General features: G+C 68.9%; 21 protein-coding genes. 15 read left to right on the top strand and 6 right to left on the bottom strand.

The window, feature by feature from the left end; translation table 11 throughout:
* Positions 1–8: 8 nt before the first annotated feature.
* Genes glgB through E4O86_RS09525 form a run of 4 tightly spaced genes read right to left on the bottom strand, consistent with a single transcriptional unit; the run spans position 9 to position 9,127 of the window.
* On the bottom strand, positions 9–2,231 hold the full coding sequence (gene glgB, locus E4O86_RS09510; protein ID WP_161140299.1) for a 1,4-alpha-glucan branching protein GlgB: 2,223 nt from the start codon (positions 2,229–2,231) through the stop codon (positions 9–11).
* Positions 2,231–5,557, bottom strand: a complete 3,327-nt coding sequence (gene treS / locus E4O86_RS09515) for a maltose alpha-D-glucosyltransferase (RefSeq protein ID WP_425500118.1) — start codon at positions 5,555–5,557, stop codon at positions 2,231–2,233. Before treS ends, glgB begins: the two co-directional genes overlap by 1 nt.
* Complete coding sequence (locus tag E4O86_RS09520; RefSeq protein ID WP_161140300.1) at positions 5,557–7,611, bottom strand: alpha-1,4-glucan--maltose-1-phosphate maltosyltransferase; 2,055 nt, start codon at positions 7,609–7,611, stop codon at positions 5,557–5,559. Before E4O86_RS09520 ends, treS begins: the two co-directional genes overlap by 1 nt.
* Positions 7,580–9,127 (bottom strand): alpha,alpha-trehalose-phosphate synthase (UDP-forming), encoded by a 1,548-nt coding sequence (locus tag E4O86_RS09525; protein ID WP_161140301.1) that lies wholly within the window; start codon positions 9,125–9,127, stop codon positions 7,580–7,582. Before E4O86_RS09525 ends, E4O86_RS09520 begins: the two co-directional genes overlap by 32 nt.
* A 315-nt stretch (positions 9,128–9,442) precedes the next feature.
* On the opposite strand from E4O86_RS09525, the gene E4O86_RS09530 reads away from it, so the two are divergent.
* From E4O86_RS09530 to E4O86_RS09555, 6 genes are all read left to right on the top strand, one after another.
* The gene (locus E4O86_RS09530; RefSeq protein WP_281351592.1) at positions 9,443–9,904 is read left to right on the top strand and encodes a MarR family winged helix-turn-helix transcriptional regulator; all 462 of its coding nucleotides are present in this window, start codon (positions 9,443–9,445) and stop codon (positions 9,902–9,904) included.
* 218 nt (positions 9,905–10,122) lie between these two features.
* A complete protein-coding gene (locus E4O86_RS09535; protein WP_161140303.1) occupies positions 10,123–11,307 on the top strand; it encodes an apolipoprotein A1/A4/E family protein in 1,185 nt (394 codons plus the stop codon).
* Positions 11,291–11,707 (top strand): phage holin family protein, encoded by a 417-nt coding sequence (locus E4O86_RS09540; protein WP_161140304.1) that lies wholly within the window; start codon positions 11,291–11,293, stop codon positions 11,705–11,707. The genes E4O86_RS09535 and E4O86_RS09540 overlap by 17 nt, the downstream gene beginning before the upstream one ends.
* Positions 11,704–12,858, top strand: coding sequence for a DUF3618 domain-containing protein (locus tag E4O86_RS09545; RefSeq protein ID WP_161140305.1), 1,155 nt, complete (start codon positions 11,704–11,706; stop codon positions 12,856–12,858). The genes E4O86_RS09540 and E4O86_RS09545 overlap by 4 nt, the downstream gene beginning before the upstream one ends.
* Positions 12,859–13,094: 236 nt before the next feature.
* Positions 13,095–13,286: a hypothetical protein gene (locus E4O86_RS09550; RefSeq protein ID WP_161140306.1), complete on the top strand. Its 192-nt coding sequence runs from the start codon at positions 13,095–13,097 to the stop codon at positions 13,284–13,286.
* A 60-nt stretch (positions 13,287–13,346) separates the two neighbouring features.
* A complete protein-coding gene (locus tag E4O86_RS09555) occupies positions 13,347–14,357 on the top strand; it encodes a ligase-associated DNA damage response exonuclease (protein WP_161140307.1) in 1,011 nt (336 codons plus the stop codon).
* Positions 14,358–14,479: 122 nt separating this feature from the next.
* Here the strand turns inward: E4O86_RS09555 and E4O86_RS09560 are convergent, their stop codons facing one another.
* Positions 14,480–14,896 (bottom strand): hypothetical protein, encoded by a 417-nt coding sequence (locus tag E4O86_RS09560; RefSeq protein WP_161140308.1) that lies wholly within the window; start codon positions 14,894–14,896, stop codon positions 14,480–14,482.
* Positions 14,897–15,033: 137 nt separating this feature from the next.
* Positions 15,034–15,522: a HugZ family pyridoxamine 5'-phosphate oxidase gene (locus tag E4O86_RS09565; protein ID WP_161140309.1), complete on the bottom strand. Its 489-nt coding sequence runs from the start codon at positions 15,520–15,522 to the stop codon at positions 15,034–15,036.
* Positions 15,523–15,606: 84 nt separating this feature from the next.
* Between E4O86_RS09565 and E4O86_RS09570 the strand changes: the two genes are divergently transcribed.
* The 9 genes from E4O86_RS09570 (at position 15,607) to E4O86_RS09610 (ending at position 23,138) form a co-directional block, all read left to right on the top strand.
* The gene (locus E4O86_RS09570; protein WP_161140310.1) at positions 15,607–16,308 is read left to right on the top strand and encodes a response regulator transcription factor; all 702 of its coding nucleotides are present in this window, start codon (positions 15,607–15,609) and stop codon (positions 16,306–16,308) included.
* Between the two features lie 98 nt (positions 16,309–16,406).
* Complete coding sequence (locus E4O86_RS09575) at positions 16,407–18,125, top strand: stimulus-sensing domain-containing protein (protein ID WP_343039136.1); 1,719 nt, start codon at positions 16,407–16,409, stop codon at positions 18,123–18,125.
* A complete protein-coding gene (locus tag E4O86_RS09580; protein ID WP_161140311.1) occupies positions 18,122–18,607 on the top strand; it encodes an HPr kinase/phosphorylase in 486 nt (161 codons plus the stop codon). The genes E4O86_RS09575 and E4O86_RS09580 overlap by 4 nt, the downstream gene beginning before the upstream one ends.
* On the top strand, positions 18,604–19,005 hold the full coding sequence (locus E4O86_RS09585; protein ID WP_161140312.1) for a PTS sugar transporter subunit IIA: 402 nt from the start codon (positions 18,604–18,606) through the stop codon (positions 19,003–19,005). Before E4O86_RS09580 ends, E4O86_RS09585 begins: the two co-directional genes overlap by 4 nt.
* The gene (locus E4O86_RS09590; RefSeq protein WP_161140313.1) at positions 19,002–19,280 is read left to right on the top strand and encodes an HPr family phosphocarrier protein; all 279 of its coding nucleotides are present in this window, start codon (positions 19,002–19,004) and stop codon (positions 19,278–19,280) included. The genes E4O86_RS09585 and E4O86_RS09590 overlap by 4 nt, the downstream gene beginning before the upstream one ends.
* Positions 19,281–19,321: 41 nt before the next feature.
* On the top strand, positions 19,322–20,083 hold the full coding sequence (locus E4O86_RS09595; protein WP_161140314.1) for an ABC transporter ATP-binding protein: 762 nt from the start codon (positions 19,322–19,324) through the stop codon (positions 20,081–20,083).
* Positions 20,080–20,904, top strand: a complete 825-nt coding sequence (locus E4O86_RS09600; protein ID WP_161140315.1) for an ABC transporter permease — start codon at positions 20,080–20,082, stop codon at positions 20,902–20,904. Before E4O86_RS09595 ends, E4O86_RS09600 begins: the two co-directional genes overlap by 4 nt.
* Before the next feature lie 178 nt (positions 20,905–21,082).
* Entirely contained in the window at positions 21,083–22,621 is a 1,539-nt protein-coding gene (gene phaZ, locus E4O86_RS09605; protein WP_205520807.1) for a polyhydroxyalkanoate depolymerase, read from the top strand.
* 94 nt (positions 22,622–22,715) lie between these two features.
* Positions 22,716–23,138, top strand: a complete 423-nt coding sequence (locus E4O86_RS09610) for a DUF2852 domain-containing protein (protein WP_161140317.1) — start codon at positions 22,716–22,718, stop codon at positions 23,136–23,138.
* Positions 23,139–23,264: the final 126 nt, after the last annotated feature.

Here is a 23,264-nt window from a genome sequence, read left to right on the forward strand (position 1 = left end):
TCGAACTCCTAGCGGGCGAGCTCGAAGACGAGTGTGCCGAGTGGAGGAAGCGTGAGGTCGAGGGAGACGGGGCGGCCGTGCCAGGGCACCGGCTCGGCGGAAACCGCCCCGCCATTGCCGACATTCGAGCCGCCATAGACCGCAGCGTCGGTGTTCAGCCGCTCGATCCAGGTGCCTGCGGCCGGCGCCCCGACGCGGTAATGGTGCCGGACGACCGGCGTGAAGTTGCAGATCACCAGGGCCGGCGGGTCCTCCGGCCCGCCCTTCCGCAGATAGGCGTAGACGCTTTGGTCGGCATCGCCCGCCTCGATCCACTCGAAGCCCTGCGGATCGGCGTCGCGCACATGGAGCGCACGGCAGCCGCGATAGAGGCGGTTCAGGTCGCGGACCAGGCTCTGCAGCCCGGAATTCTGCGGATCGGCCAGCAGGTGCCAGTCGAGGGAGCGGTCGTGGCTCCATTCGCGGTCCTGGCCGAACTCGCCGCCCATGAAGAGCAGCTTCTTGCCCGGATGCGTCCACATGAAGGCGTAGTAGGCGCGCAGATTGGCGAATTTCTGCCAGCGGTCCCCCGGCATCTTGCCGAGCAGCGAGCCCTTTCCGTGCACCACCTCGTCGTGGCTGAGCGGAAGAACGAAGTTCTCCGTGAAGGCGTAGAGCAGGCCGAAGGTCATCTCGTGGTGATGGTGCTTGCGGTGCACCGGCTCCTTGGACATGTAGTCCAGCGTGTCGTGCATCCAGCCCATGTTCCATTTGTAGCCGAAGCCGAGCCCGCCCATGTCGACCGGGCGGGACACCTGCGGCCAGGCCGTGGATTCCTCGGCCATCGTGGTGGCGCCGGGCGCATCCGCGAAGACCCGCGTGTTCATGGTCTTCAGGAACGCGATCGCCTCGAGGTTCTCGCGTCCGCCATGGACGTTCGGAATCCATTCGTCGGCGGGCCGGCTGTAGTCGAGATAGAGCATCGAGGCGACGGCATCGACCCGCAGGGCGTCGATGTGGAAGCGCTTCAGCCAGAAGAGCCCGTTGGCGAGCAGGAAGTTCGACACCTCGCGGCGCCCGAAATTGTAGATGAGCGTGTTCCAGTCGCGGTGGAAGCCGAGGCGCGGGTCCTCGTGCTCGTAGAGCGCCGTGCCGTCGAAGCGGGCGAGCCCGTGCGCGTCCGTGGGGAAATGGGCGGGCACCCAGTCGATGATGACGCCGATGCCCGCCTGGTGCAGCCGCTCCACGAAGCGGGCGAAGCCCTCCGGCGGGCCGTGGCGGCTCGTCGGCGCGAACAGGCCGATCGGCTGATAGCCCCAGGAGCCGGAGAACGGGTGCTCGCTCACCGGCATGCATTCGACATGGGTGAAGCCGAGATCGCAGAGATAGGGGACGAGTTCGTCGGCGATCTCGTCATAGCTCATCATCTGGTCGCCGTCCTTGCGGCGCCAGGATCCGAGATGCAGCTCGTAGATGGAGATCGGCGCGTCGAGGGCGTTCCGCCGCTGCCGGTTCGCCATCCATTCGTTGTCCTGCCAGTCGTGCTCCGGCAGGCCGTGGACGATGGAGGCGGTCGAAGGGGGCTGCTGCTGGGCGAAGGAGACCGGGTCCGCCTTGAGCGGCAGCAGCTGGCCCTGCGCGCCGAGGATCTCGAACTTGTAGAGCGCGCCCGGCCCGAGACCGGGGATGAACAGCTCCCAGAGGCCGGCCTCGATGCGCTTGCGCATCGGGTTCCGCCTCCCGTCCCAATAGTTGAAGTCGCCGACGACGCTGACGCGCTTCGCGTTCGGAGCCCACACCGCGAAGCTCACCCCCGCGACCCCGTCGATGGTGACGGGATGGGCTCCGAGCCGCTCGTACATCTCGCGGTGCGTGCCCTCGGCGAGCAGGTGGACGTCGAGGGCCCCGAGGACGGGCGGAAACCGGTAGGGATCCTCGGCCTCCCAGACGCGCTCGCCCGCCGTCATCCGCAGGCGGTAGCGAAACAGGCGGCGCCGGCGCGGGACCGGCCCGGCGAAGAATCCCGCCGGGTGCAGGAGCTCGAGCTCCGCGCACCGCTTGCCGGAATCCGCATCGACGACGCTGACGGTCTCCGCGCCCGGCCAGAAGACGCGGACGGTGATCGGCTCGTCCCCGCGGGCATGCATTCCGAGAAGCGCGAACGGATCGCCGTGGCGGCCCTGCACGAGCGCTTCGACGGCGCGCGGATCGGGCCTCCAGGCAATATCTGCCGACGCTTCCGCCACGTTCATCAGGCCACCTTCGTCTCAAGAATGTCGAGGACTCCCCTCACCGGAATGGTGAGCCAGGCCGGACGGTTCCCCGCCTCGTAGCCGATTTCGTAGAACCCTTTTTGAAGCAGGAAGAGCGCGAGCAGCCCGTCGCGCGTGGCGGCATCCTGGGGAACCGAGGCGACCCCCTCCACCGTCGCCCAATAGGCTGCGAGGAATTCCTCGACCGAGCGGTCGCGCCACGCGAAGGCCCTCGCCGTCACGGCCTCGCCCGGATCGCCGCGGCGGAGACGGAACCGGTCGAGCGCGGCCCAGGCCGCATAGTCGAACGAACGCAGCATGCCCGCAACGTCCCGGAGCGGCGAGGCCTTGGCCCGCCGTTCGGCGAGGCTGCGCTGCGGCTCGCCCTCGAAGTCGATGATCATCACGTCCGCCTGCGCGACGAGCACCTGGCCGAGATGGTAGTCGCCGTGGATGCGGATCTTCGCGCCCGACGGGGCCACCGCGCGGAGCGCGGTCAGCCGGTCGAGAACGTCCTGCCGTCCCTCGAGAAGCCGGTCGACCGATGCGAGGACGGCGTCGGGCAGGACGGAACGCGCGCGCTCCAGCGCCGCGATCGTCTCGCGCGCCTCGAGCGCCGCCTCCTCCGCCCAGCGCCCGATATCGGCCGCGGTGACGGGCTCCGGCGCGAAGGCCGGGTCGCCGGCCCCGGTGCTGAGCGCGGCATGCAGCTCGCCGGTCCGCCTCCCGAGCAGGCTCGCGAGGTCGAGCGGGAAGGAGAAGATCGCGGCCGGCGCCTCGCCGGCAGGCGCGAGCTCGGCGCCGAGCGCCAGGTCGTCGAGCTCGCGGTCGAGCGCGTCGATGATCACGCTCCAGGCGTCGCCCTGGTTGAGCACGAAGCCGAAGGCGGAGGCGAAGGCGACCGGCTCGCCGTCGTCCGGGACGTATTCGGCGGCGCCGAGATAGGCCGGGGTGTTCGGGTATCCGGCCCTTTCGGTCAGGAACCGCGCCATTTCGAGCTCGGGCTGCTCGCCCGGGCGGAGACGGCGGTAGACCTTCAGCATGATCTCCTCGCCGAGGATGATCGAGACGTTGCTCTGCTCGACGGCGACCGGCCGCACCGACTCGACGTTCTCGATCTCCCGCAGGCGGTCGGTGGCTTCGTAGCGCAGCCTGCCGCCCGGAGCGGCGGCGTCCGTGCCGGCCTTCATGGCCGCGACCACGCTGCGGGCGAAGTCCTCGTCCCCGGCGGCATCGACGAGCGCCCCGACCTTCGGGCCGGACCGGATCTTGGCGAGCGTGTAGGAGAGCTTCGGCGCGCCGAAGCGGAGATTGGCTTCGCCCCAGCTGACGCCGAGCGGCAGGAAATAGCACTGGCCGGCGCCGTCGCCGGTCGTCACGTCGGCGATGCCGAGCCGGTAGCCGGGCGCGAGGTCGCCAAGGCTGCGCAGCGCGACCGACTGGATCTTCTGGCTCTTGCCGGCGAACCAGCGCTGCCGGGCAAGGTATTCGGGCAGGGCATCGCGCTCGAGATTGCGCAGGTCGCGGCCGTCGAGCGCCCGCTCCAGGCTTCCGCCCGGCGCCGTCAGGGTGACGAATTCCGGCAGCGGATCGGGAGGCGCGGCATGCCATTGCGGCGCCGCTTCCTGGTCGGCCAGCACGAACCAGAAGAAGCCGTAGGCCGGCAGCGTCAGCATGTAGGGGAGATCGCCGACGGGCGGAAACGCGGCCCGGCCGGTGAGCTCGATCGGAACGGCGCCCCGCCAGGGCGAGAGGTCGAGCTCCACCGCCTGCGCGCTCCGCGCAAGGTTGGCGACGCAGAGGATGCGCTCGTCCTCGTGCTCCCGGATATAGGCGAGCACCTTCCTGTTGCGCGGATAGAGGAAGGTGAAGCTGCCCCGGCCGAACGCCTTGCGCTGCTTCCGGACCCCGATCAGGCGCCGCATCCAGTTGAGCAGGGAGGACGATTCGTTCTGCTGGGCTTCGACGTTCACCGCCTCGAAGCCGTAGACCGGGTCCATGATGGGGGGCAGGTAGAGCTGCTGCGGGTTCGCCCGCGAGAAGCCGCCGTTCCGGTCGCTCGACCATTGCATCGGCGTGCGCACGCCGTCGCGGTCGCCGAGATAGTAATTGTCGCCCATGCCGAGCTCGTCGCCGTAATAGATGATCGGCGTGCCCGGCATCGACATCAGCAGGGCGTTCATGAGCTCGATCTTGCGCCGGTCGTTCTCCAGGAGCGGCGCGAGCCGGCGGCGGATGCCGAGATTGATGCGGGCGCGGGCGTCGCGCGCATAGGTGCGCCAGAGATAGTCGCGCTCCTCCTCCGTCACCATCTCGAGCGTCAGCTCGTCATGGTTCCTGAGGAAGATCGCCCATTGGCAGGGATCGGGGATGTCCGGCGTCTGCCGGATGATGTCCGTGATCGGGTGCCGGTCCTCCTGGGCGAGCGCCATGTACATGCGCGGCATCAGCGGGAAGTGGAACGCCATGTGGCATTCGTCGCCCTCCCCGAAATAGGGCCGCGTGTCCTCCGGCCACTGGTTCGCCTCGGCGAGCAGCATGCGGTCGGGATATTTCGAATCGAGCTCGGCCCGGATGCGCTTCAGGACCTCGTGGGTCTCCGGCAGGTTCTCGTTGTTGGTGCCGTCCCGCTCGACGAGATAGGGGATGGCGTCGAGCCGCAGCCCGTCGACCCCCATGTCGAGCCAGAAGCGCATGACGCGCAGGACCTCCGCCAGAACGCGCGGATTGTCGAAGTTGAGATCGGGCTGGTGCGAATAGAAGCGGTGCCAGAAGAACTGCTGGGCGACGGGGTCCCAGGTCCAGTTCGAGGTCTCGGTGTCGAGGAAGATGATCCGCGTGCCCTGGTACCTGTCGTCCGTGTCGCTCCAGACATAATAGTTGCGGACCGCCGAGCCGCGCCGCGCCAGCCGGGCCCGCTGGAACCACGGATGCTGGTCGGAGGTGTGGTTGATGACGAGCTCGGTGATGACGCGGATGCCGCGCTTATGCGCCGCCGTGACGAAGCGCCGGAAGTCCCGCATGTCGCCATAGGCGGGGTTGATGGAGCGGTAGTCGGCGATGTCGTAGCCGTCGTCCCTCAGCGGCGACGGATAGAAGGGCAGCAGCCAGATCGTGTTGACGCCCAGGCTCTCCACGTAGTCGAGCTTCTGGAACAGGCCGTCGAAATCGCCCATCCCGTCATTGTTGCCGTCGAAGAACGCCTTGATGTGCAGCTGGTAGATGATGGCGTCCTTGTACCAGTAGGGGTCGTTCCGCGTGATTCCGCCATGCTGCTCCTCGCCCTCGTCCGGACCGGGCGCCACGCTGATCGTCTTCATGTCCATCAATAGGGCTCTCCCGGCCGAATGAGGCGCCAGATGGCGTAGGGACGCTCGCGCGGGTCGAGCCAGACATGCTGGACCTTGCCGCTCCAGGTGAAATACTGCCCCGTCACCAGGTCCTCGCCGTCGATCGAGGCATGGTCCGGAAGCCCGAACTCCCAGAGCGGAACCTCGAAATCGGCACCTTGCGGATTGTGCGGGTCGAGATTGACCGCGAACAGAAGGAAGTTGTCCTTCGCCTCGGTCATCTTCCCGTAATAGAGGATGTTGTCGTTCCAGGCGTTGTAGAAGACGAGATTGGCGAACTGCTGCAGCGCGGGATTGTTCCGCCGCAGCCGGTTCATCAGGTGGATGTCCTTCCGGATATGGCCGGGACGGTCCCAGTCCCAGGCGCGGATCTCGTACTTCTCGGAATTGAGGTACTCCTCCTTGCCGGGGATCGCTTCCGCCTCGCACAGCTCGAAGCCGTTATAGACGCCGTAATTGCCGGCGAGAGAGGCGGCGAGCACGAGCCGCGTCTGGAAGCCGGCGCGGCCGCTCGTCTGCAGGAAGAAGGGGTTTATGTCCGGCGTGTTGACGAAGAAGTTCGGCCTCATGACGTGCCGGGCGTCGGTCCGGGTCAGCTCGGTCATGTACTCCGTCAGCTCGGACTTCGTGTTGCGCCAGGTGAAGTAGGAATAGGACTGCGTGAACCCGACCTTGGCGAGCCGCTTCATCATCTTCGGCCGGGTGAACGCCTCGGCGAGGAAGATGGCGTCGGGATACTTGTCCTGGACCTCGCGGATCATCCACTCCCAGAACGGCACGGGCTTGGTGTGGGGATTGTCGACCCGGAAGATCCGCACGCCCTTCCCGGCCCAGAACAGCACGACGTCGCGGAGCGCGTACCAGAGCGAGGGCAGCGCGCCGCGATAGAAGTGGACGTTGACGATGTCCTCGTACTTCTTCGGCGGGTTCTCCGCGAACTTGATGGTGCCGTCCGGCCGCCAGTCGAACCATTCCGGATGCTCCTTGATCCAGGGATGGTCGGGAGAGCACTGGATTGCGAAGTCGAGCGCGACCTCGAGCCCGTGCTCGCGGGCCGCGTCGACGAGGCGTGCGAAATCGTCAAAGGTCCCGAGCTCCGGATGGATCGCGTCGTGCCCGCCCTCCTCCGAGCCGATCGCGTAGGGGCTGCCGGGGTCGGTGGCCGCGGCCGTCAGCGCGTTGTTGCGGCCCTTCCGGTTCTTGCGGCCGATCGGATGGATCGGCGGGAAATAGAGCACGTCGAAGCCGAGATCGCGCACGTAGGGAAGGCGCGCGATGACGTCGTCGAAGGTCCCGTGGCGCGCCGGATCGCCGGATTGCGAGCGCGGCATCACCTCGTACCAGGCGCTGAACACGGCGGCGCGCCGGTCGACGACGAGTTCGAGCTCCTTCGGATAACGGCTGAGATTCGTCCGCAGGCCGACCCGCTTCATCAGCGCGGCGGCCGCATCGCCGAGAAGGTCCGCCAGCAGGTCGGCATCGTCGAGCTCGTGCGTCAGGCGCTGGACCAGGCGCTCCATCACCAGCCGGTCGCCCTCGCCGATCCGGTCGCTCTCCTCGAGCGTACGCTCGATCAGCTCGCGTCCCTCGATCAGCTCGAGGCGCAGGTCCTGGCCGGCGGCATGCTTCTTCGTGGCGCCGTCGCGCCAGGAGGCGAAGAGGTCGCGCCAGGCGACGATGGTGTAGCGGTAGCGGGTGTTCGCCTCGACCGTCGTCTCCGCCCGCCAGCGGTCGTTCCCGAGCGGGGCCATCCGGACCTCGCTCCAGTCCTCCTGGTCCGCGCGCCACATGAGAAGCGCCGCGTCGATCTTGTCATGGCCGTCGCAGAAGATGTCCGCTTCCACGGCGAAGCGGTCGCCGACGGCGGCCTTCGCAGGGAAGCGCCCGCCATCGATCTCGGGCGAGACGCCCTCGATCACCACCCGGTCTGCGGCGAGCGCGAGGAGACGTTCGTCTTTGATGGCTGGGGAGCGGGATGCGGCGGGCTGGGTCGGCGTCCTAGATTGTTGCAGCGTCGGGCTTGTCTTCATAGCGGATCGTCTCGGTCCGTGTCGGAGGCTTCGGGCGCGGCACCAGCTCGCCGCTTATCGATACCGGCTGGGCGTGGCCCCTCCGTGACGCCCGCAGCGCCTCCAGGAAGCGGTTCCGCCACCAGGCGATGTTCTGCGTCGTCACATTGTCCCAGAGCGCCGCGTGGCGGGCGCGGCGCTCGCCGAGCGGCATTTCGAGCGCGCGGCGGATGGCGTTCGCCACGTCCTGCGCGTCGTGCGGATTGACGATGAGCGCCTCTTCGAGCTGCTCGGCGGCGCCCGCGAACTGCGAGAGGACGAGCACGCCCGGATTTTCCGGATCCTGCGCCGCGACATATTCCTTCGCGACGAGGTTCATCCCGTCGCGAAGCGGCGTCACCAGCCCGACCCGGCTGCGGCGGAACAGGCCGGCCAGCACCGGCCGCGGCACGGGCCGGTTGATGTAGCGCACCGGCGACCAGGCGAAATCGCCGAAGCGGCCGTTCACCTGGCCCGTCGCGCGCTCCAGCTCCTCCCGGATCGCGTCATAGGCCTCGACGCCCTCGCGCGTCGGCGGAGCGATCTGCACGAACTGGATCTTGCCGGAATATTGCGGATAGGATTCGAGCAGGGCCTCGATGCCGTAGACGCGCTCCGGCAGGCCCTTGGAATAGTCGAGACGGTCGACGCCGATGATCAGGTGCCGGGATTCGACGGACCGCGCGATCGGACGCAGGTCCGGGAGCCGCGCGTTCTTCTCCGCATCGGCCCGGAACTGGACGGCGTCGATGCCGATCGGGAAGGCCTCGATCGAGAGTACGCGGCCGAAGGCCTTGAGGCGGCCGTCGTCGAGCCGGCGGCACCCCAGGTGCTCCTCGGCGTAGCGGGCGAAGTTCTCCCGGTCGCGCACGGTCTGGAAGCCGACGAGGTCGTAGGCGAACAATGTCCGCATGAACTGCGTGTGATGCGGCAGCGCCGAGACGATCTCCGCGGGCGGGAACGGGATGTGGAGGAAGAAGCCGATCGGATTGTTGACCTGCTTCTGACGGAGATAGGCGGCGAAGGGGATCAGGTGATAATCGTGCACCCAGAGCAGGTCGTCGTCTCGCAGGAGGGGCCGGAGCTGCATCGCGAACCGCTTGTTCACCGCGAAATAGCAGGCTTCGAGCTGGCTGCTCATCTCCGCCAGGTCGAGCCGGTAATGCAGCAGCGGCCACAATGTCCGGTTGGCGAAGCCGAGATAGTATTTCTCGTGCTCGTCATGCGTCAGCGCGACGGTCGCGGTCCGCACGTCGCCGTAGCGGGTGACCTCCGGCTCGCGGCGGCGGGCGTCGTCGCTGCGCTCGCCGCTCCAGCCGAACCATACGCCGCCGGAGTCGCTCAGCGCCTCGCCGACGGCAACCGCCAGCCCGCCCGACTGAAAGCCGGACGACAGGTCCGCCACCCGGTTCGACACCACCACCAGCCGTCCGCGCGCGGCATGGCCCTTGCCGGATGAAGCCGCTGGTTCTGCTGATTGCCTGGTCGGCGACGACATTGACGCTCCCCCTCGCCCGCCGGCGGAGTTCTTAACCGTTGCACAAGGGAACTGGATCGGGCTCCCGTCAGTTCCCACGTCTGCCCCGGGCGGGCGCAAGATTCTGCCGCACCCCGCAGGGCCGGCGGATCCGCCCCCTGCCTGGCCCGAGATTTCGCGAGAGGCGGATAGGGGGCAGCATAACGTCACGAGCAGGTGGCGCAACCGCCAAGGGCCGATGGCGGAGATGGCATCGGGCGGCTCGGAACCCGCCGCGCGGAATTCCGTTAGCCATCTCCAAGATGCCGCGCTCTGAACCCAACCAGGGTCACGCGAATGAACGACAGAATCACGTTCGAACTGCTGCAGGCGGCCCGTGCGTACCGGGTCAGGTCGGCCAAACTACTGTCACGTGTCGGCCTTTATCCTGGGCAGGACAGTCTGTTGAAGCTCCTTCATGAGCGCGGCCCGCTCACGATGGGGGAGGCGGCCGCCGCGCTCTCCATCCAGCCGCCGACCGTAACGAAGATGGTCAACCGGCTGTCCGCGTCGGGCCTGATCCGGACCGACGGCGCCACCACCGACCGGCGCAAGACCTTCATCGCGCTCACGGAAGAGGCGAGGGCCAAGGTCGACGAGATCGAGCGCATCTGGAACCGGCTCGAGGCGGAAGCCCTCGAGGAGGTGGAACTCACCCGCGAGCTTTGCGACCAGCTGGCCACGATCACGCGCAATCTCTCGCGGTCCGGACCGGCCGGAACGAGAGAGCACGAGATCGCCCATTCCGACGCCGCCTGACGCGCAAGTCGTTCCGGCAAATAGACTTTGCCAGTCGCGGAACCGAGCCGCCGATCGGGTGTTGTGATCTCGAGGTCCGCAATTTGGGCGCGGACATGAAATGATCCGGGGAGTCGGACGTTGAACGCGATCATATACCTGATCGGCCTTGTGGTCGTGATCCTCTTCATCCTCCAGCTTCTTGGTTTGAGCTGATTCATCAGGCCTGGAGTCAAGAAATGGCATCGAACATGAGTGGCCCGGAGAGCCCCCGCGGGGCATCTTCGGCGGGGGGCTCAGGCTCGCAGAGCCCGTACGCACGCGGTTCCGAAAGCGAGATCTCGCAGGACCTCGACGCGCTGCAGAAGGACGCCCGCGAGCTGCGCGACAGGGCGCAGCGCGAGGGCGAGGCGCTCGGCGCGACGATGCGCCACGGGCGCGAGGCGGTCACGGAGGAGGCGATGGCCTTCGCCCGGAGCGCGAAGGACCGCGCCGCCGGCTTCGCCGAGGACCAGAAGAGCGCCGCCGCCGGCGCCCTCGGCGATTTCGCCAGGGCGGTGAAGCGCGCGAGCGACGAGCTCGAGAAGTCCGACCAGACCATGGCCGCCCGGCTCGTCCGCGAGGCGGCATCGAGCGTGGAAGGCCTGTCGGACTCGCTTTCGAGCCGGAACATCGACGGCATGATCGGCTCGCTGCGCGATTTCGGACGCCGCAATCCGGCCGCCTTCATCGGCGGCGCCGTGCTGGCCGGCGTTGCGCTCGGCCGGTTCGCGCGGAGCTCGAGCGAGCGCCGCAGGCTCTATGAGCGGCACGATTTCGACTATGGCGCGACGGGAAGCCGGATGGGCCAGGACACGCGGACGCCCGCGCCGATGCGGCACGGCGAGAGCGTCGGCGAGGCCGGCGGATCGGATGCCTCCGGGGCGCGGCCGCGCCATTACACGGAAGGCGCCGCCTATGCCGGCGCGACGAGCGCGGCCGGAATGCGTTCCGGCGGATCGGGCCCGGCGACGCCGCGGCCGTCGAGCACCGTCGGGTCCTCGGCGCCGACCTATGGCGCGGCGGGGTCGTCCTCCGCGGCATCCTCGCCGCTTTCGCCGTCGCCGACGGGGCTGGGTCCGGCGATGGGATCGGCCTCCGCTTCGGGGACGGGCAGCTCGTCCGGCTCCGGTTCCTCCGCCGCGTCGGGATCGCCGGCGGGGTCTGGGACCGGCGGCTTCCGCTCCGCCGGCTCGGCCGGCGGTTTCAGCACGGCCTCATCCGGCGGATCGGCCGGCGGGTCGGCCAAGGCCGGCGGCGCAGGCGCAAGAACGGCCGACGAGCCCGGCCTCAACGTGATGCCCGACAAGTCCGGCTCGGTCGGCAGCAGCTCGACCTGGGCCGGCACCAACGAGAGCGGAGGCGGCCATGGCGAATCCCGTTGACACGCAGCGCACGGCCGCGGCCGACCCGCGCAGCGTTCCGCAGCTCCTCGGCGAGCTCGCGCGCGACCTGACGACGCTCTTCCGCAAGGAAGGCCAGCTCGTCCGGGCGGAGCTTGCCGACAAGATCGCCCAGCTCGAAATCGGCGCGGGGTCGCTTGCGGCCGGCGCGGTCTGCCTGCTCGCGGCGCTCCTGGTGCTGCTGCAGGCGCTGGTGATCGCCCTCTCCAACGTGATGCCGCCCGGCTGGGCGTCTCTCGTCGTCGGCGTCGTCGTCGCCATCGTCGGCGTGGTCCTCCTGAAGGTCGGCGCGAACCAGATGAAGGCGGCCAATCTCGCACCGGAGCGCACGACGCATCAGTTGAACAAGGATGCCGAGCTGGTGAGGGAGCAGGTACGATGAGCACTGAGACAGACCGGATCGAGCGCGAGGTGGAGAACACGCGCGCGCAGGTCGAAGAGACGGTGGACGCGCTCCGGGAGAAGCTCTCGCTCGGCCAGATGGTCGACGAGGCCGCCCGCTACTTCCAGAGCAGCGGCGGCGGCGAGATGGTGAGCAATCTCGGGACGCAGGTCCGGGCCAACCCGATCCCGCTCCTCCTCGTCGGCGTCGGCCTGGCCTGGCTGATGTCCGGGCGCGGACAGCCGAACATGGAGATCCCGCATGTCGGCTTCCGGCACGACGGATCGCGCCACGAGCCGCGCTACGATCCGCGCTATCCGCCGGGCAGCGCCTACGGAAGCTCGGAGGCCGGCATCCGCGGCAACGGTCACGAGCGCCGCTCCTGGCCGGCGGGCGAAGGAAGCGCGATGGGCGGGACCGCGTCGGGAATGGCGTCCTCCGCGGAATCGGCCGCGCACCGCGCCGGCGAGGCGGCCCATTCGGCCGCGCAGCGGGCCGGCGAAGGCGCCTCCTCCGCGATGCATCGCGCCGGCGACGCCGCGTACCGGGTCGGCGAGGCGGTCTCTTCGGCCGCCGGTTCCGCCGCGGGCGGCGTCTACCACGCCGGCAGCGCGGCGGCGTCGGGCGCCCGCTCGATGGCGGAAGGCGCTCTTTCCGGCGGCCGCTATGCCGGCGAGGCCGCCTACGGCGCCTATGACTGGGGCAGCCGCAACGCCGCGTGGATCGGCGGCCGCGCCCGCCGCACCTTCGCGCGCATGCTCGACGAAGAGCCGCTGGCGATCGGCGCGCTGGGCCTAGCCGTCGGCGCGGCGATCGGAGCGATGCTCCCCCCGACCGAGATGGAAGACGAATATTTCGGCGAGACCCGCGACAGCTGGAAGCGCAGCGCCGAGGACTATGCCCGCGAGCAGCTGGACCATGGCGTCGAGATGGCCGAGGAGGCCTATGCGGCGGCCAAGGACGAGTTCCGGAGCGAGGACAGCGGAACGACCTTCGCCGAGCGTGCCGAGCACGCCGTGAAGGCCGCCGCCGAAAAGGTGAAGGGCGAAGATTCCGAAGCGGGCACCTCCTCTGCCGGCTCCACCCCGGGATCGGCATCGTCGGAAGGCTCGTCGGCGCCGGCGCGAAACGGGCTCGGAACCTCGTTCTGACCCGGCGCGGAACGGTCGCCTTCCCCAACCGGCATCCGGAGAGCGGCGCGATGGCGCCGCTCTTCCCGCTTGTGCCGCTGCTTTCGCAGCGGCCCTGCCGTCCTTCGTGCCCGGCCGGCGCTCTCGCGCCCGCGGACGTGAAATCACGGGCAGCTCCCGTCACGATCGTTCCGGTCTTCAGCACTCGTTAACCATAATGATGAGAAAATCAGGCTTCTGATTTCCGGAGAACACGGATGTTCGTGCGTCGCGCGGTGCGCAGGATGCTGAGCGAGATCGCGGCCGATTCGGGCGTGCTGGCCGTGGACGAGGTCGCCGACAGGCTGAGCCGGAGCGGCGCGTCCGGGATTGCCAGGCTGCCGCGGCGGCGGCTCGTCGAGCTGCTGATCCGCGAGGGGATGCGGGCACGGCTGGTGCTCGAGGTCTGACGGCAGGCCGCCGAGCCGAATGCGCTGTCATCGGGCGGCGCGCCGCCCTATCTGAGCGTGATGCGCTTCACCGACCTGGTCTGCCGGACCGAGAAGGGCATCTACTGCCCGCCCGGCGACTTCTATATCGACCCTGTTCGCCCCGTCGCCCGTGCTCTCGTCACGCACGGGCATTCCGACCACGCCCGCGCCGGACACGAGGCGGTTCTCGCGACCCCGGAAACGCTCGCGATCATGGCGGCGCGCTACGGCGAGGACTTTGCCGCCACGCGACAGGAGGCCGTGCTCGGGGAGGTGCTCGAGATCAACGGCGTGAGCGTCACCTTCCATCCCGCGGGCCATGTCCTCGGCTCCGCGCAGATCGCCGTCGAGAAGGCCGGCACCCGCATCGTCGCCTCGGGCGACTACAAGCGGCGGGCGGATCCGACCTGCACCCCGTTCGAGCCGGTACCGTGCGACGTCTTCATCACGGAGGCGACCTTCGCGCTGCCGGTCTTCCGCCATCCCGACGACAGGGCCGAGATCCGCAAGCTCGTCGCCTCGGTCGGGCAGTTTCCGGATCGGACCCATCTCGTCGGGGCCTACGCGCTCGGCAAGGCGCAGCGCGTCATCGCCCTCCTGCGGGAGGCCGGCTACGAGGAGACGATCTACATCCACGGCGCGCTGCAGCGGCTCTGCGACCTCTACGAGGAGGAGGGCATCCGGCTCGGCCCGCTCGCGCCGGCGACGGTCGAGAAGGGCGGGCGCAAGGACTTCGCCGGCGCGATCGTTCTCGGGCCGCCCTCCGCCTTCGCGGACCGCTGGGCGCGCCGCTTCGCCGACCCGGTCGCCGCCTTCGCCTCAGGCTGGATGCGGATCCGCCAGCGCGCGCGCCAGCGCGGCGTGGAATTGCCGCTCATCATCTCGGATCATTGCGACTGGGATGAGCTCACCCGGACGATCGGCGAGATCCGTCCCGCCGAGGTCTGGGTCACGCACGGCCGGGAAGAGGCGCTGGTCCGCTGGTGCGAGCTCAACGGAATCGCCGCGCGGCCGCTGCATCTGGCCGGCTACGAGGAAGAGCCGGATTAACCCGTTCCCCGGCCGATCCCGACATATTCCCTGTACGTTCCCGTCGGTGTAAACGGAAGCCGGCGAATTTGAACCTATCTCGCCTTTTTGCGTCAGGGTTAAGGGGCCGCGCGATCCGGTCGTCAGTCCGCGATGGCGGTCGGATCCTCGAGCGCCAGGCGCACGGCAGCCAGCGTGACGAGCGCGGCGTGGAGCGAAGCCGCCGCGAGCACGCCGGAGAGGGTCGCATCCCGGCCGAACACGGTCGCGGCGAGAATGGCGCACAGGAAGACGAGATGGACGCTGATGCCGCCCAGGAGCACGCCGGCGCTCCGGCGATTGACCTGGACGAGGGCCGGCGTGACCTTGTAGCGCCCATCGGCCGTGGTCGGCCCGAACAGGCGATGGAGAAGCGCCCGGTCGGAAATGCCGGTCAGGTCGCGGAGCATCGCATAGGAGGCGGAACCGCGCGTGACGCTCGCCCAGGCATGGCCGGTAATGAGCACGGCGCCCACGTAGAAGCCGGTCAGCAGGATCGCAATCCCGTCGACGACACCCATTCTCTTGCCCCCAGCTTCGTCCCGTCCCGCTCCCATCCTAACGGAGCGAGGTGATTCGCACCATTGATGGGAACCATGGCGGAGTGTGGGCGTTTGAATCGATTCGGGCTCCCGATCGAAACGCCTCGGCAGGCGGCTTATGCCGGAAGGGGTAAATGAAGCCTTTCGGCGGGGATCGTGGCAATTCGTCCGAACCCCGCGACGAGATGTCCGTGCGCGGTCTGGAAGCGGAAGATGCGGAAATCGCCGAAGCGCGCATAGCCCGCAGCCTCCGGATGGCTCGCCAGGAAACGCTCGCGCGCCGGCTCCTGGTGCGCGGCGGGAACGAGCCGCCCGACGAGGGACAGCCGGCTCTCCGCAAGCCGGTCCGGCTGGGCGGAGGGCTCGACCAGGAGAAGGGATGCCCGGGAATCTCGCTCGACGTTCTGCGTGTGCACGGCCAGCTTCGAGAGGAGGAGAAGCGGCGCCCCCTCCTCGTCGAACCCGACCGTCACGAGCGAGGCGAAGGGCGCCCCGTCCGGCAGCAGCGTCGCGAGCGTGCCGGCGCGGGCGCCCGCCAGCACCGCGCGTGCGAGTTGCGCATGGTCCGGCCCACCGGCCTTGTCTGACGCGTTCTCCTCACCCATGTCCGGGTCCTCTGCCACAATCCGTTCGCATTCTGTTACATAAGCAACCCGGCCCTGCGCCGAACAGACGAAAGGAGACCGGTCATGCCGACCATCGCGCTCGTCGACGACGATCGCAACATTCTCGCCTCGGTGTCGATGACGCTGGAAACGGAGGGATACAGGGTCCAGACCTACAATGACGGCGTCTCCGCGCTCGACGGTCTGTCGCAGAGCCCGCCCGATCTCGCGATCCTCGACATAAAGATGCCGCGCATGGACGGCATGGAGCTCCTGAGGAAGCTCAGGCAGGGATCCGACATGCCGGTCATCTTTCTCACGTCCAAGGACGACGAGATCGACGAGCTGTTCGGCCTGAAGATGGGTGCGGACGATTTCATCAAGAAGCCGTTCTCGCAGCGCCTGCTGGTGGAGCGCGTCAAGACAGTGCTGCGGCGTTCGCAGCCGCGCGACGGCCTGAGCCCGCGGACGAGCGAGCCGAGCCGGGCGCTGGAGCGCGGCGCGCTGGTGATGGACCAGGACAGGCACACCTGCACCTGGAAGGGCGAGAACGTCACCCTCACCGTCACGGAATTCCTGATCCTCTTCGCCCTCGCCCAGCGGCCGGGCGTCGTGAAGAGCCGGAACGCGCTGATGGATGCCGCCTATGACGACCAGGTCTATGTCGACGACCGCACGATCGACAGCCACATCAAGCGGCTCCGGAAGAAGTTCAAGGCCGTCGACGAAGACTTCAACATGATCGAGACGCTCTACGGGGTGGGATACCGATTCCGGGAATCCTGACAGTCCGAAACGGGTGACCGGCCTTGGTGGCGGAGACGCAAAGCACGGGTGAACGTGCGCGCGGGAGAAACCGGCCCGTCCGCGCCGGCTGGTCCGCCGTGCTCGTCCGGCCGTTCGCCCGAACCGTCGCCGGGATCGGCCGCATCGCCACATCGAGCCTGACCCGGCGCATCCTTCTCCTCAACCTGGCCGCCATGATCGCTCTCGCCGGCGGCATCCTCTACCTCAACAAGTTCCGCGCCGGCCTCATCGACGCGCGCGTCGAAAGCCTCCTCACCCAGGGCCAGATCATCGCCGCGGCGATCGCCGCGCAGGCGAGCGTCGAGACCGACGCGATCACCATCGACCCGGACAAGCTGCTGGAGCTCCAGGCCGGGCAGAGCGGATCGCCCTACGACGTCGGGGAGGGTGCGGCCGATTTTCCGATCAATCCCGAGCGCGTCGCACCGCTCCTCAAGCGCCTCATCTCGCCGACCAAGACGCGGGCGCGCATCTACGACCAGGAGGGCACGCTGCTCCTCGATTCGCGCGGCCTCTACTCGCGCGGACAGATCCTCCGCTACGATCTTCCGCCGCCGGCGCAGTCGAGCGACGGGTTCTTCGAGCACTGGTGGAAGAAGCTCAAGTTCTGGTACCGCTCCGGCGACCTGCCGCCCTACCGCGAACTGAGCGGGCAGAGCGGGCGGGACTATCCGGAGGTGGCGAGCGCGCTCAACGGCTCGTCCGCAAGCGTCGTGCGCGTCGACGAGGATGGCGGGCTGATCGTCTCCGTCGCCGTTCCCGTGCAGCGCTTCCGGGCCGTGCTCGGCTCGCTCCTGCTTTCGACCGAATCCGGCGACATCGATTCGATCGTCTCGGCCGAGCGCGCCGCGATCCTGCGGGTGCTGGTGGTGGCGGTCGCGGTCAGCGCGATCCTCTCGCTCCTTCTGGCGAGCACCATCGCCGGGCCGATGCGCCGGCTGGCCGCCGCCGCCGACCGCGTGCGCCGCGGCACGAAGCGGCGGGTCGAGATCCCGGATTTCGGCCATCGCAACGACGAGATCGGCCATCTCGCGCGCTCGTTCCGCGACATGACTCGCGCGCTCTACCGCCGGATGGAGGCGATCGAATCCTTCGCGGCCGACGTGGCGCACGAGCTCAAGAATCCGCTCACGTCGCTCCGGAGCGCGGTCGAAACGCTCCCGATCGCCCGCACCGACGAACAGCGCGACCGCCTGCTCGGGATCATCCAGCACGACGTGCGCAGGCTCGACCGCCTGATCACCGACATCTCGGACGCATCGCGGCTCGATGCCGAGCTCGCCCGCGAGGATACCGAGCCGGTCGACCTCGCGAACCTGCTCCGCACGGTGGTGACCGTTCTGCGCGAGACCCGGCTGGCGACCGACGACCGCATCCGCCTGAAGCTCGAGCCGGGCAAGTTCGGCAAGGACGCCTTCTACGTGCTCGGCCACGACAGCCGCCTCGGCCAGGTGTTCAACAATTTGATCGACAACGCGCTGTCCTTCTCGCCGCCGGACGGCTCGGTGCGGATCACCGCGGCGCGATATCCCGACCGGATCGAGATCCACGTCGACGACGACGGTCCGGGCATCCGCGCGGAGAACGTCGAGAACATCTTCGAGCGGTTCTATACGGACCGGCCGGGGATCGACGATTTCGGCCAGAACTCGGGTCTCGGGCTCGCCATCACGCGCCAGATCGTGGAAGCGCATCGCGGCACGATCACGGCGGAGAACCGCACCGCCCCGGACGGCACCGTCGCCGGCGCCCGCTTCGTCGTTTCGATCCCGGCGCCGAGCGAGCGCTCCGAATGAGCGAGACGGTCCACGGGACGGCGGTTCTGATGGGTGCCTCCGGCATCCTGATCCGCGGGCCCTCGGGCTCCGGCAAGTCCCGCCTGGCGGCGGCCATCGTCGAGCGCGGCGGCCGGCTGGTGGGCGACGACCGTGTCCACCTCTCCGCCCGGGCCGGGCGGCTGGTCGCGGTTCCGCACGGGGCGCTCGCCGGGCTCATCGAGCTGCGCGGCCGGGGCCTCCTGCGGCTCCCTTACGAACCCGCCTGCGTCGTGTCCCTGGTGGCCGACATCGAGCCCGAGGAGACGCTCGCCCGGCTGCCCGAGCCGGGCGCGCTCGTCACCGCCATCCTCGGCGTCGCGCTGCCGCGCCAGCCCGTGCCCGGCCGCCCCGGTCAGGCGATCCGCCTCCTCCGCGTCGCGCTCGGCGCGACATTCGGGGCTTGCGATCGGACCGCGAATGGCCAAGATGGCGGCCCTTCAGGAATCCAGACGGTTCGATGATCGGTCTCGTGCTTGTCACCCACGGCCAGCTGGCGGCGGAATTCCGGGCCGCGTTGGAGCATGTCGTCGGACCGCAGGAAAGCTGCGAGACGATTTCGATCGGCCCGGACGACGACATGGAGGAAAGGCGGCGCGACATCATCGCCGCGGTGGCGCGGGTCGATCGCGGCGCCGGCGTGATCCTCCTCACCGACATGTTCGGCGGCACGCCCTCCAATCTGGCGATATCGGTGATGGAGCCCGGCAAGGTGGAGGTCGTCGCCGGCGTGAACCTTCCCATGCTCATCAAGCTTGCCCGCATCCGCGCGGAGAGCAGCCTCGAGGATGCGGCCCTGGCCGCGCAGGAGGCCGGCCGGAAGTACATCAACGTCGCCAGCCGGATTCTCGCCGCGAAATGACGGACGGCCGGGCCCGGCAGGTCACGATTCTCAACAAGCGGGGTCTCCACGCGCGCGCATCGGCGAAGTTCGTGCGCTGCGCGGAGAGCTTCGACGCCGATGTCAGGGTCACCAAGGACGGCCAGACGGTCGCGGGGACCTCGATCATGGGCCTGATGACGCTTGCCGCCCTGCCCGGCTGCTGCATCGAGATCGCGGCGAGCGGCCCCGATGCCTCGGCCGCCCTCGATGCGCTGGAGGCGCTCGTCGCGGAGCGCTTCGGCGAGGAAGAGTAGCCCCCCTCTGCGATCCGCGGCGCCGGGTCTATATAGAGGCCATGAGAGCCGATCCACCCGCCATCGCCGTCGTCGATCTCGTGAAGAAGTACCGCGGCAGCACGGCCGTGGACGGCATCAGCTTCGAGGTGCCGCGCGGGTCGATCACCGGTCTCCTCGGCGGCAACGGCGCCGGAAAGACCACGACGATCGCCATGATCATGGGCCTCGTCACGCCCACCTCCGGGACCGCCTCCGTGCTCGGCGTCGACATGGCGCGCGACCGCCACCGCGTGCTCCACCGGATGAACTTCGAGAGCCCCTATGTCGAGATGCCGATGCGGCTCACCGTCCGGCAGAACCTCAAAGTGTTCGCCGCCCTCTACGGCGTCCGCGGGGCCACCGCCCGCATCGCCGAGCTCGCGCGCGACCTCGCGCTCGAGGACTTTCTCGACCGGCCGTCCGGGCAGCTTTCCGCGGGCCAGAAGACGCGCGTCGCGCTCGCCAAGGCGCTCGTCAACGCGCCCGACGTGCTCCTCCTCGACGAGCCGACCGCCTCGCTCGATCCCGACACGGCGGACTGGGTGCGCAGCCGCCTCGAGGCCTACCGCGCCGGACGGAACGCCACGATCCTCCTCGCCTCCCACAACATGCCGGAGGTCGAGCGGCTCTGCGACGACGTCGTCATGCTCCGCCGCGGCCGGATCGTGGACCGCGGCGCGCCGGCGGAGCTGATCGCGCGCCACGGGCGGAGCACCATGGAGGAGGTCTTCCTCGATATCGCGCGGGCGCGCGAAGGCGGCGAGCGGACGGCGGCGGCATGAGTACCGGTCTCCTTCCGGAATACGAGCGCTTCTCGCCCCGCCGCGTCGCGGCCATGGTGATGCGCTACTGGTACCTGCTGCGCTCGTCCTGGCCGCGCATCCTCGACCTCGTCTACTGGCCGGCCGTCCAGATGCTCACCTGGGGCTTCCTCCAGCTCTATCTGAAGGACGTCTCGAGCCCGGCCGGCCGGGCGGGCGGCGCCCTGATCGGCTCGGTCCTGCTTTGGGACGTGCTCTTCCGGGGCCAGATCGGGTTCTCGATGTCCTTCCTCGAGGAGATGTGGTCGCGCAATCTCGGCAACCTGCTGATGACGCCGCTGCGGCCGGGCGAGCTGATCCTCGCGCAGATGGTGATGAGCATCGTGCGGGTCTCGATCGGCATGCTGCCCGTCAGCATCCTCGCCATGGTCTTCTTCGGCTTCAACATCTGGGCGCTCGGCTTCATGGTGGCGCTGTTCTTCGCCAACCTGCTCCTGACGAGCTGGACCGTGGGGCTCCTCGCCTGCGGCATGGTGCTGAGGAAGGGGCTCGGCGCGGAGGGGCTCGCCTGGAGCATCGGCTTCCTGCTGCTGCCGCTCTGCGCCGTCTACTACCCGGTCTCCACCTACCCGGAATGGCTGCGCTGGGTCGCGCTCGCGCTGCCGCCGACCCACGTCTTCGAAGGCCTGCGCGCCGCAATCTTCGACCATGCGTTCGACGGGCGCGCCATGCTCCTCGCGGCGGGCCTCAACGCCTTCTACTTCGCCATCGCCGCGGGCGCCTTCGTGCTGCTCCTGCGCTCGGCCCGCAGGAGCGGATCGCTGCTCCAGACGGGCGAGTGAGCGGGCCGGACGGCCGCGCCCGCTCCGGCGATCCCGGGGAGGATGCATCTTCCGGGTTGTCTCGCGCCCGATAAAGTCTACATTTTGCAATGCGGGACGTGTCTGTGCGTCGCACAAGCATGGTCCTCCTGCCTTGTGAGCATCGGCCAGCCACGTGTCCTTCTATCAGCTTTACGAAATGAACCACGCCGCCCTGGCGCCCTGGCGCGCCGTAGCGGACGTGACCCGGCTCGCTTTCCAGAACCCGTTCAATCCCTGGTCCGAGACCACGTTCGGCCGCTCGGTCGCCGCCGCTGCCGAGCTCTTCGAGCGGACCACGCGCCGCTACGGCAAGCCGGCCTTCGGGCTCGACGCGACCGAGGTCGACGGCCGGAATGTGGCGGTGACCGAGCATGTCGTCTGGGAGCGCCCGTTCTGCTCGCTCCTCCATTTCGCGCGCGACCTGCCGGCCGACCGTCCGCGCGATCCGAAGCTCCTGATCGTCGCGCCGCTCTCCGGGCATTACGCGACGCTCCTGCGCGGCACCGTGGAAGCCATGCTGCCGGCGCACGAGGTGTTCGTCACGGACTGGAGCGACGCCCGCATGGTGCCGCTCGCCGAGGGGCGCTTCGATCTCGACGATTACATCGACTACGTGATGGCGATGCTCCGCCATCTCGGGCCCGGCACCCATGTCATGGCGGTCTGCCAGCCCTCCGTGCCCGTGCTCGCGGCGGTGGCGCTGATGGAGGAGGAAGGCGACCCCTCCGCGCCCGCCACGATGACGCTGATGGGCGGCCCGATCGACACCCGGCGCGGGCCCACCGCCGTCAACTGCCTCGCGGAGGAGAAGGGCACCGACTGGTTCCGCCGCCACGTCGTCATGAAGGTGCCGTTCCCGCATCCCGGCTTCATGCGCACCGTCTATCCGGGCTTCCTCCAGCTCACCGGCTTCATGAGCATGAATCTCGACCGCCACATGACGGCGCACCAGGAGCTCTTCCTCCATCTCGTGCAGGGCGACGGCGATTCCGCCGACAAGCACCGCGAGTTCTACGACGAGTACATGGCGGTCATGGACCTGACGGCCGAGTTCTACCTCCAGACGGTCGACACCGTGTTCGTCCGCCATCTCCTGCCCAAGGGCGAGATGACCCATCGCGGCCGCCCGGTCCGGCCGCAGGCGATCCGCAACACGGCCCTCCTCACCGTCGAGGGCGAGCGCGACGACATATCAGGCGTCGGCCAGACCGAGGCGGCGCACGACCTCTGCTCGGGCCTGCCGGCGGAGAAGAAGGTCCACCACCTCCAAAAGAGGGTCGGCCATTACGGCGTCTTCAACGGCTCGCGCTACCGGGCCGAGATCCAGCCGCGGATCGCGGCCTTCATCCGCGCCCATGCGGCCGGCGAAGCCGCCGCAGTCAACGGCGCGGCGCGGCCGATCCGGACCCGGCGCAAGGGGGCGCAGCGGGTTCTCGCCGACGGCTTCGGCATGACCGCGCTCGAGCCGAAGAACCTGCCCGCCCTCGCCGGCGGCCTCGGCGCGGTGCCCGGGATCGGCCCGGACCTCGTCCCGGCCCTCAACGCGGCCGGCATCTTCGAGGTGAGCCAGCTCGCCGAGATGGGGGCGGACGGGCTGCGCGAGCTCGAGGCGCAGATCGGGACGGAGAGCGCGGTCATCAGGGGCTGGATCGACGAGGCGCGGCGCATCGTCGTCGGCGCCGGCGGAAAGCACTGACCGGGAGCGGGCGCTTTCGATTCCGGACCTCGTTCCTTGATATGCCCCCGAGGGGTCCCCATCTCATTTTGGTCGCTAACCAACGGGGATTAGGATGACCCACACTGCAGATGCCGTCCGCTCGTGCTCCTCGCGGGGCCGCTGGTCGGCACTGAACATCGTTCTGATGATCGTCGGTTTCGCCGTGTTCTGGCCGCTCGGGCTGGCCATGCTGGCGTGGATCATCTGGGGAGACGAGATCGCCCGGAAGACGGACGACCTGAAGGCTCAGTTCCGTTCGAAGGCGCGCGCCGCCCCGTTCCGTCCCGCCTCCGGCTGGGGCGAGACCGGCAATGCCGCCTTCGACGACTACCGCGCGCAGGAGCTGAAGCGGCTCGAGGAAGAGCGCCGCAAGCTCGACGAGATGCGGGCGGAGTTCGAGACCTTCCTGAAGGAGCTGCGTCGCGTGAAGGACCAGCAGGAGTTCGACAGGTTCATGGACTCCTTCCGGAACCGCACGATGGGCGAAGGCGCCTGACCCGCGCCGCAATCGCAATGCGCTGCGAGCGGGGCCCACCGGCCCCGCTTTTTTTGGCGATGTTGCAGTATCGGTACCTACCGGACATGCAGAGATGACAAAGGCCGCTCAACCCGAGGGGAGCGG

The organism is Propylenella binzhouense (assembly GCF_009866965.1).
GTDB lineage: Bacteria > Pseudomonadota > Alphaproteobacteria > Rhizobiales > Afifellaceae > Propylenella > Propylenella binzhouense.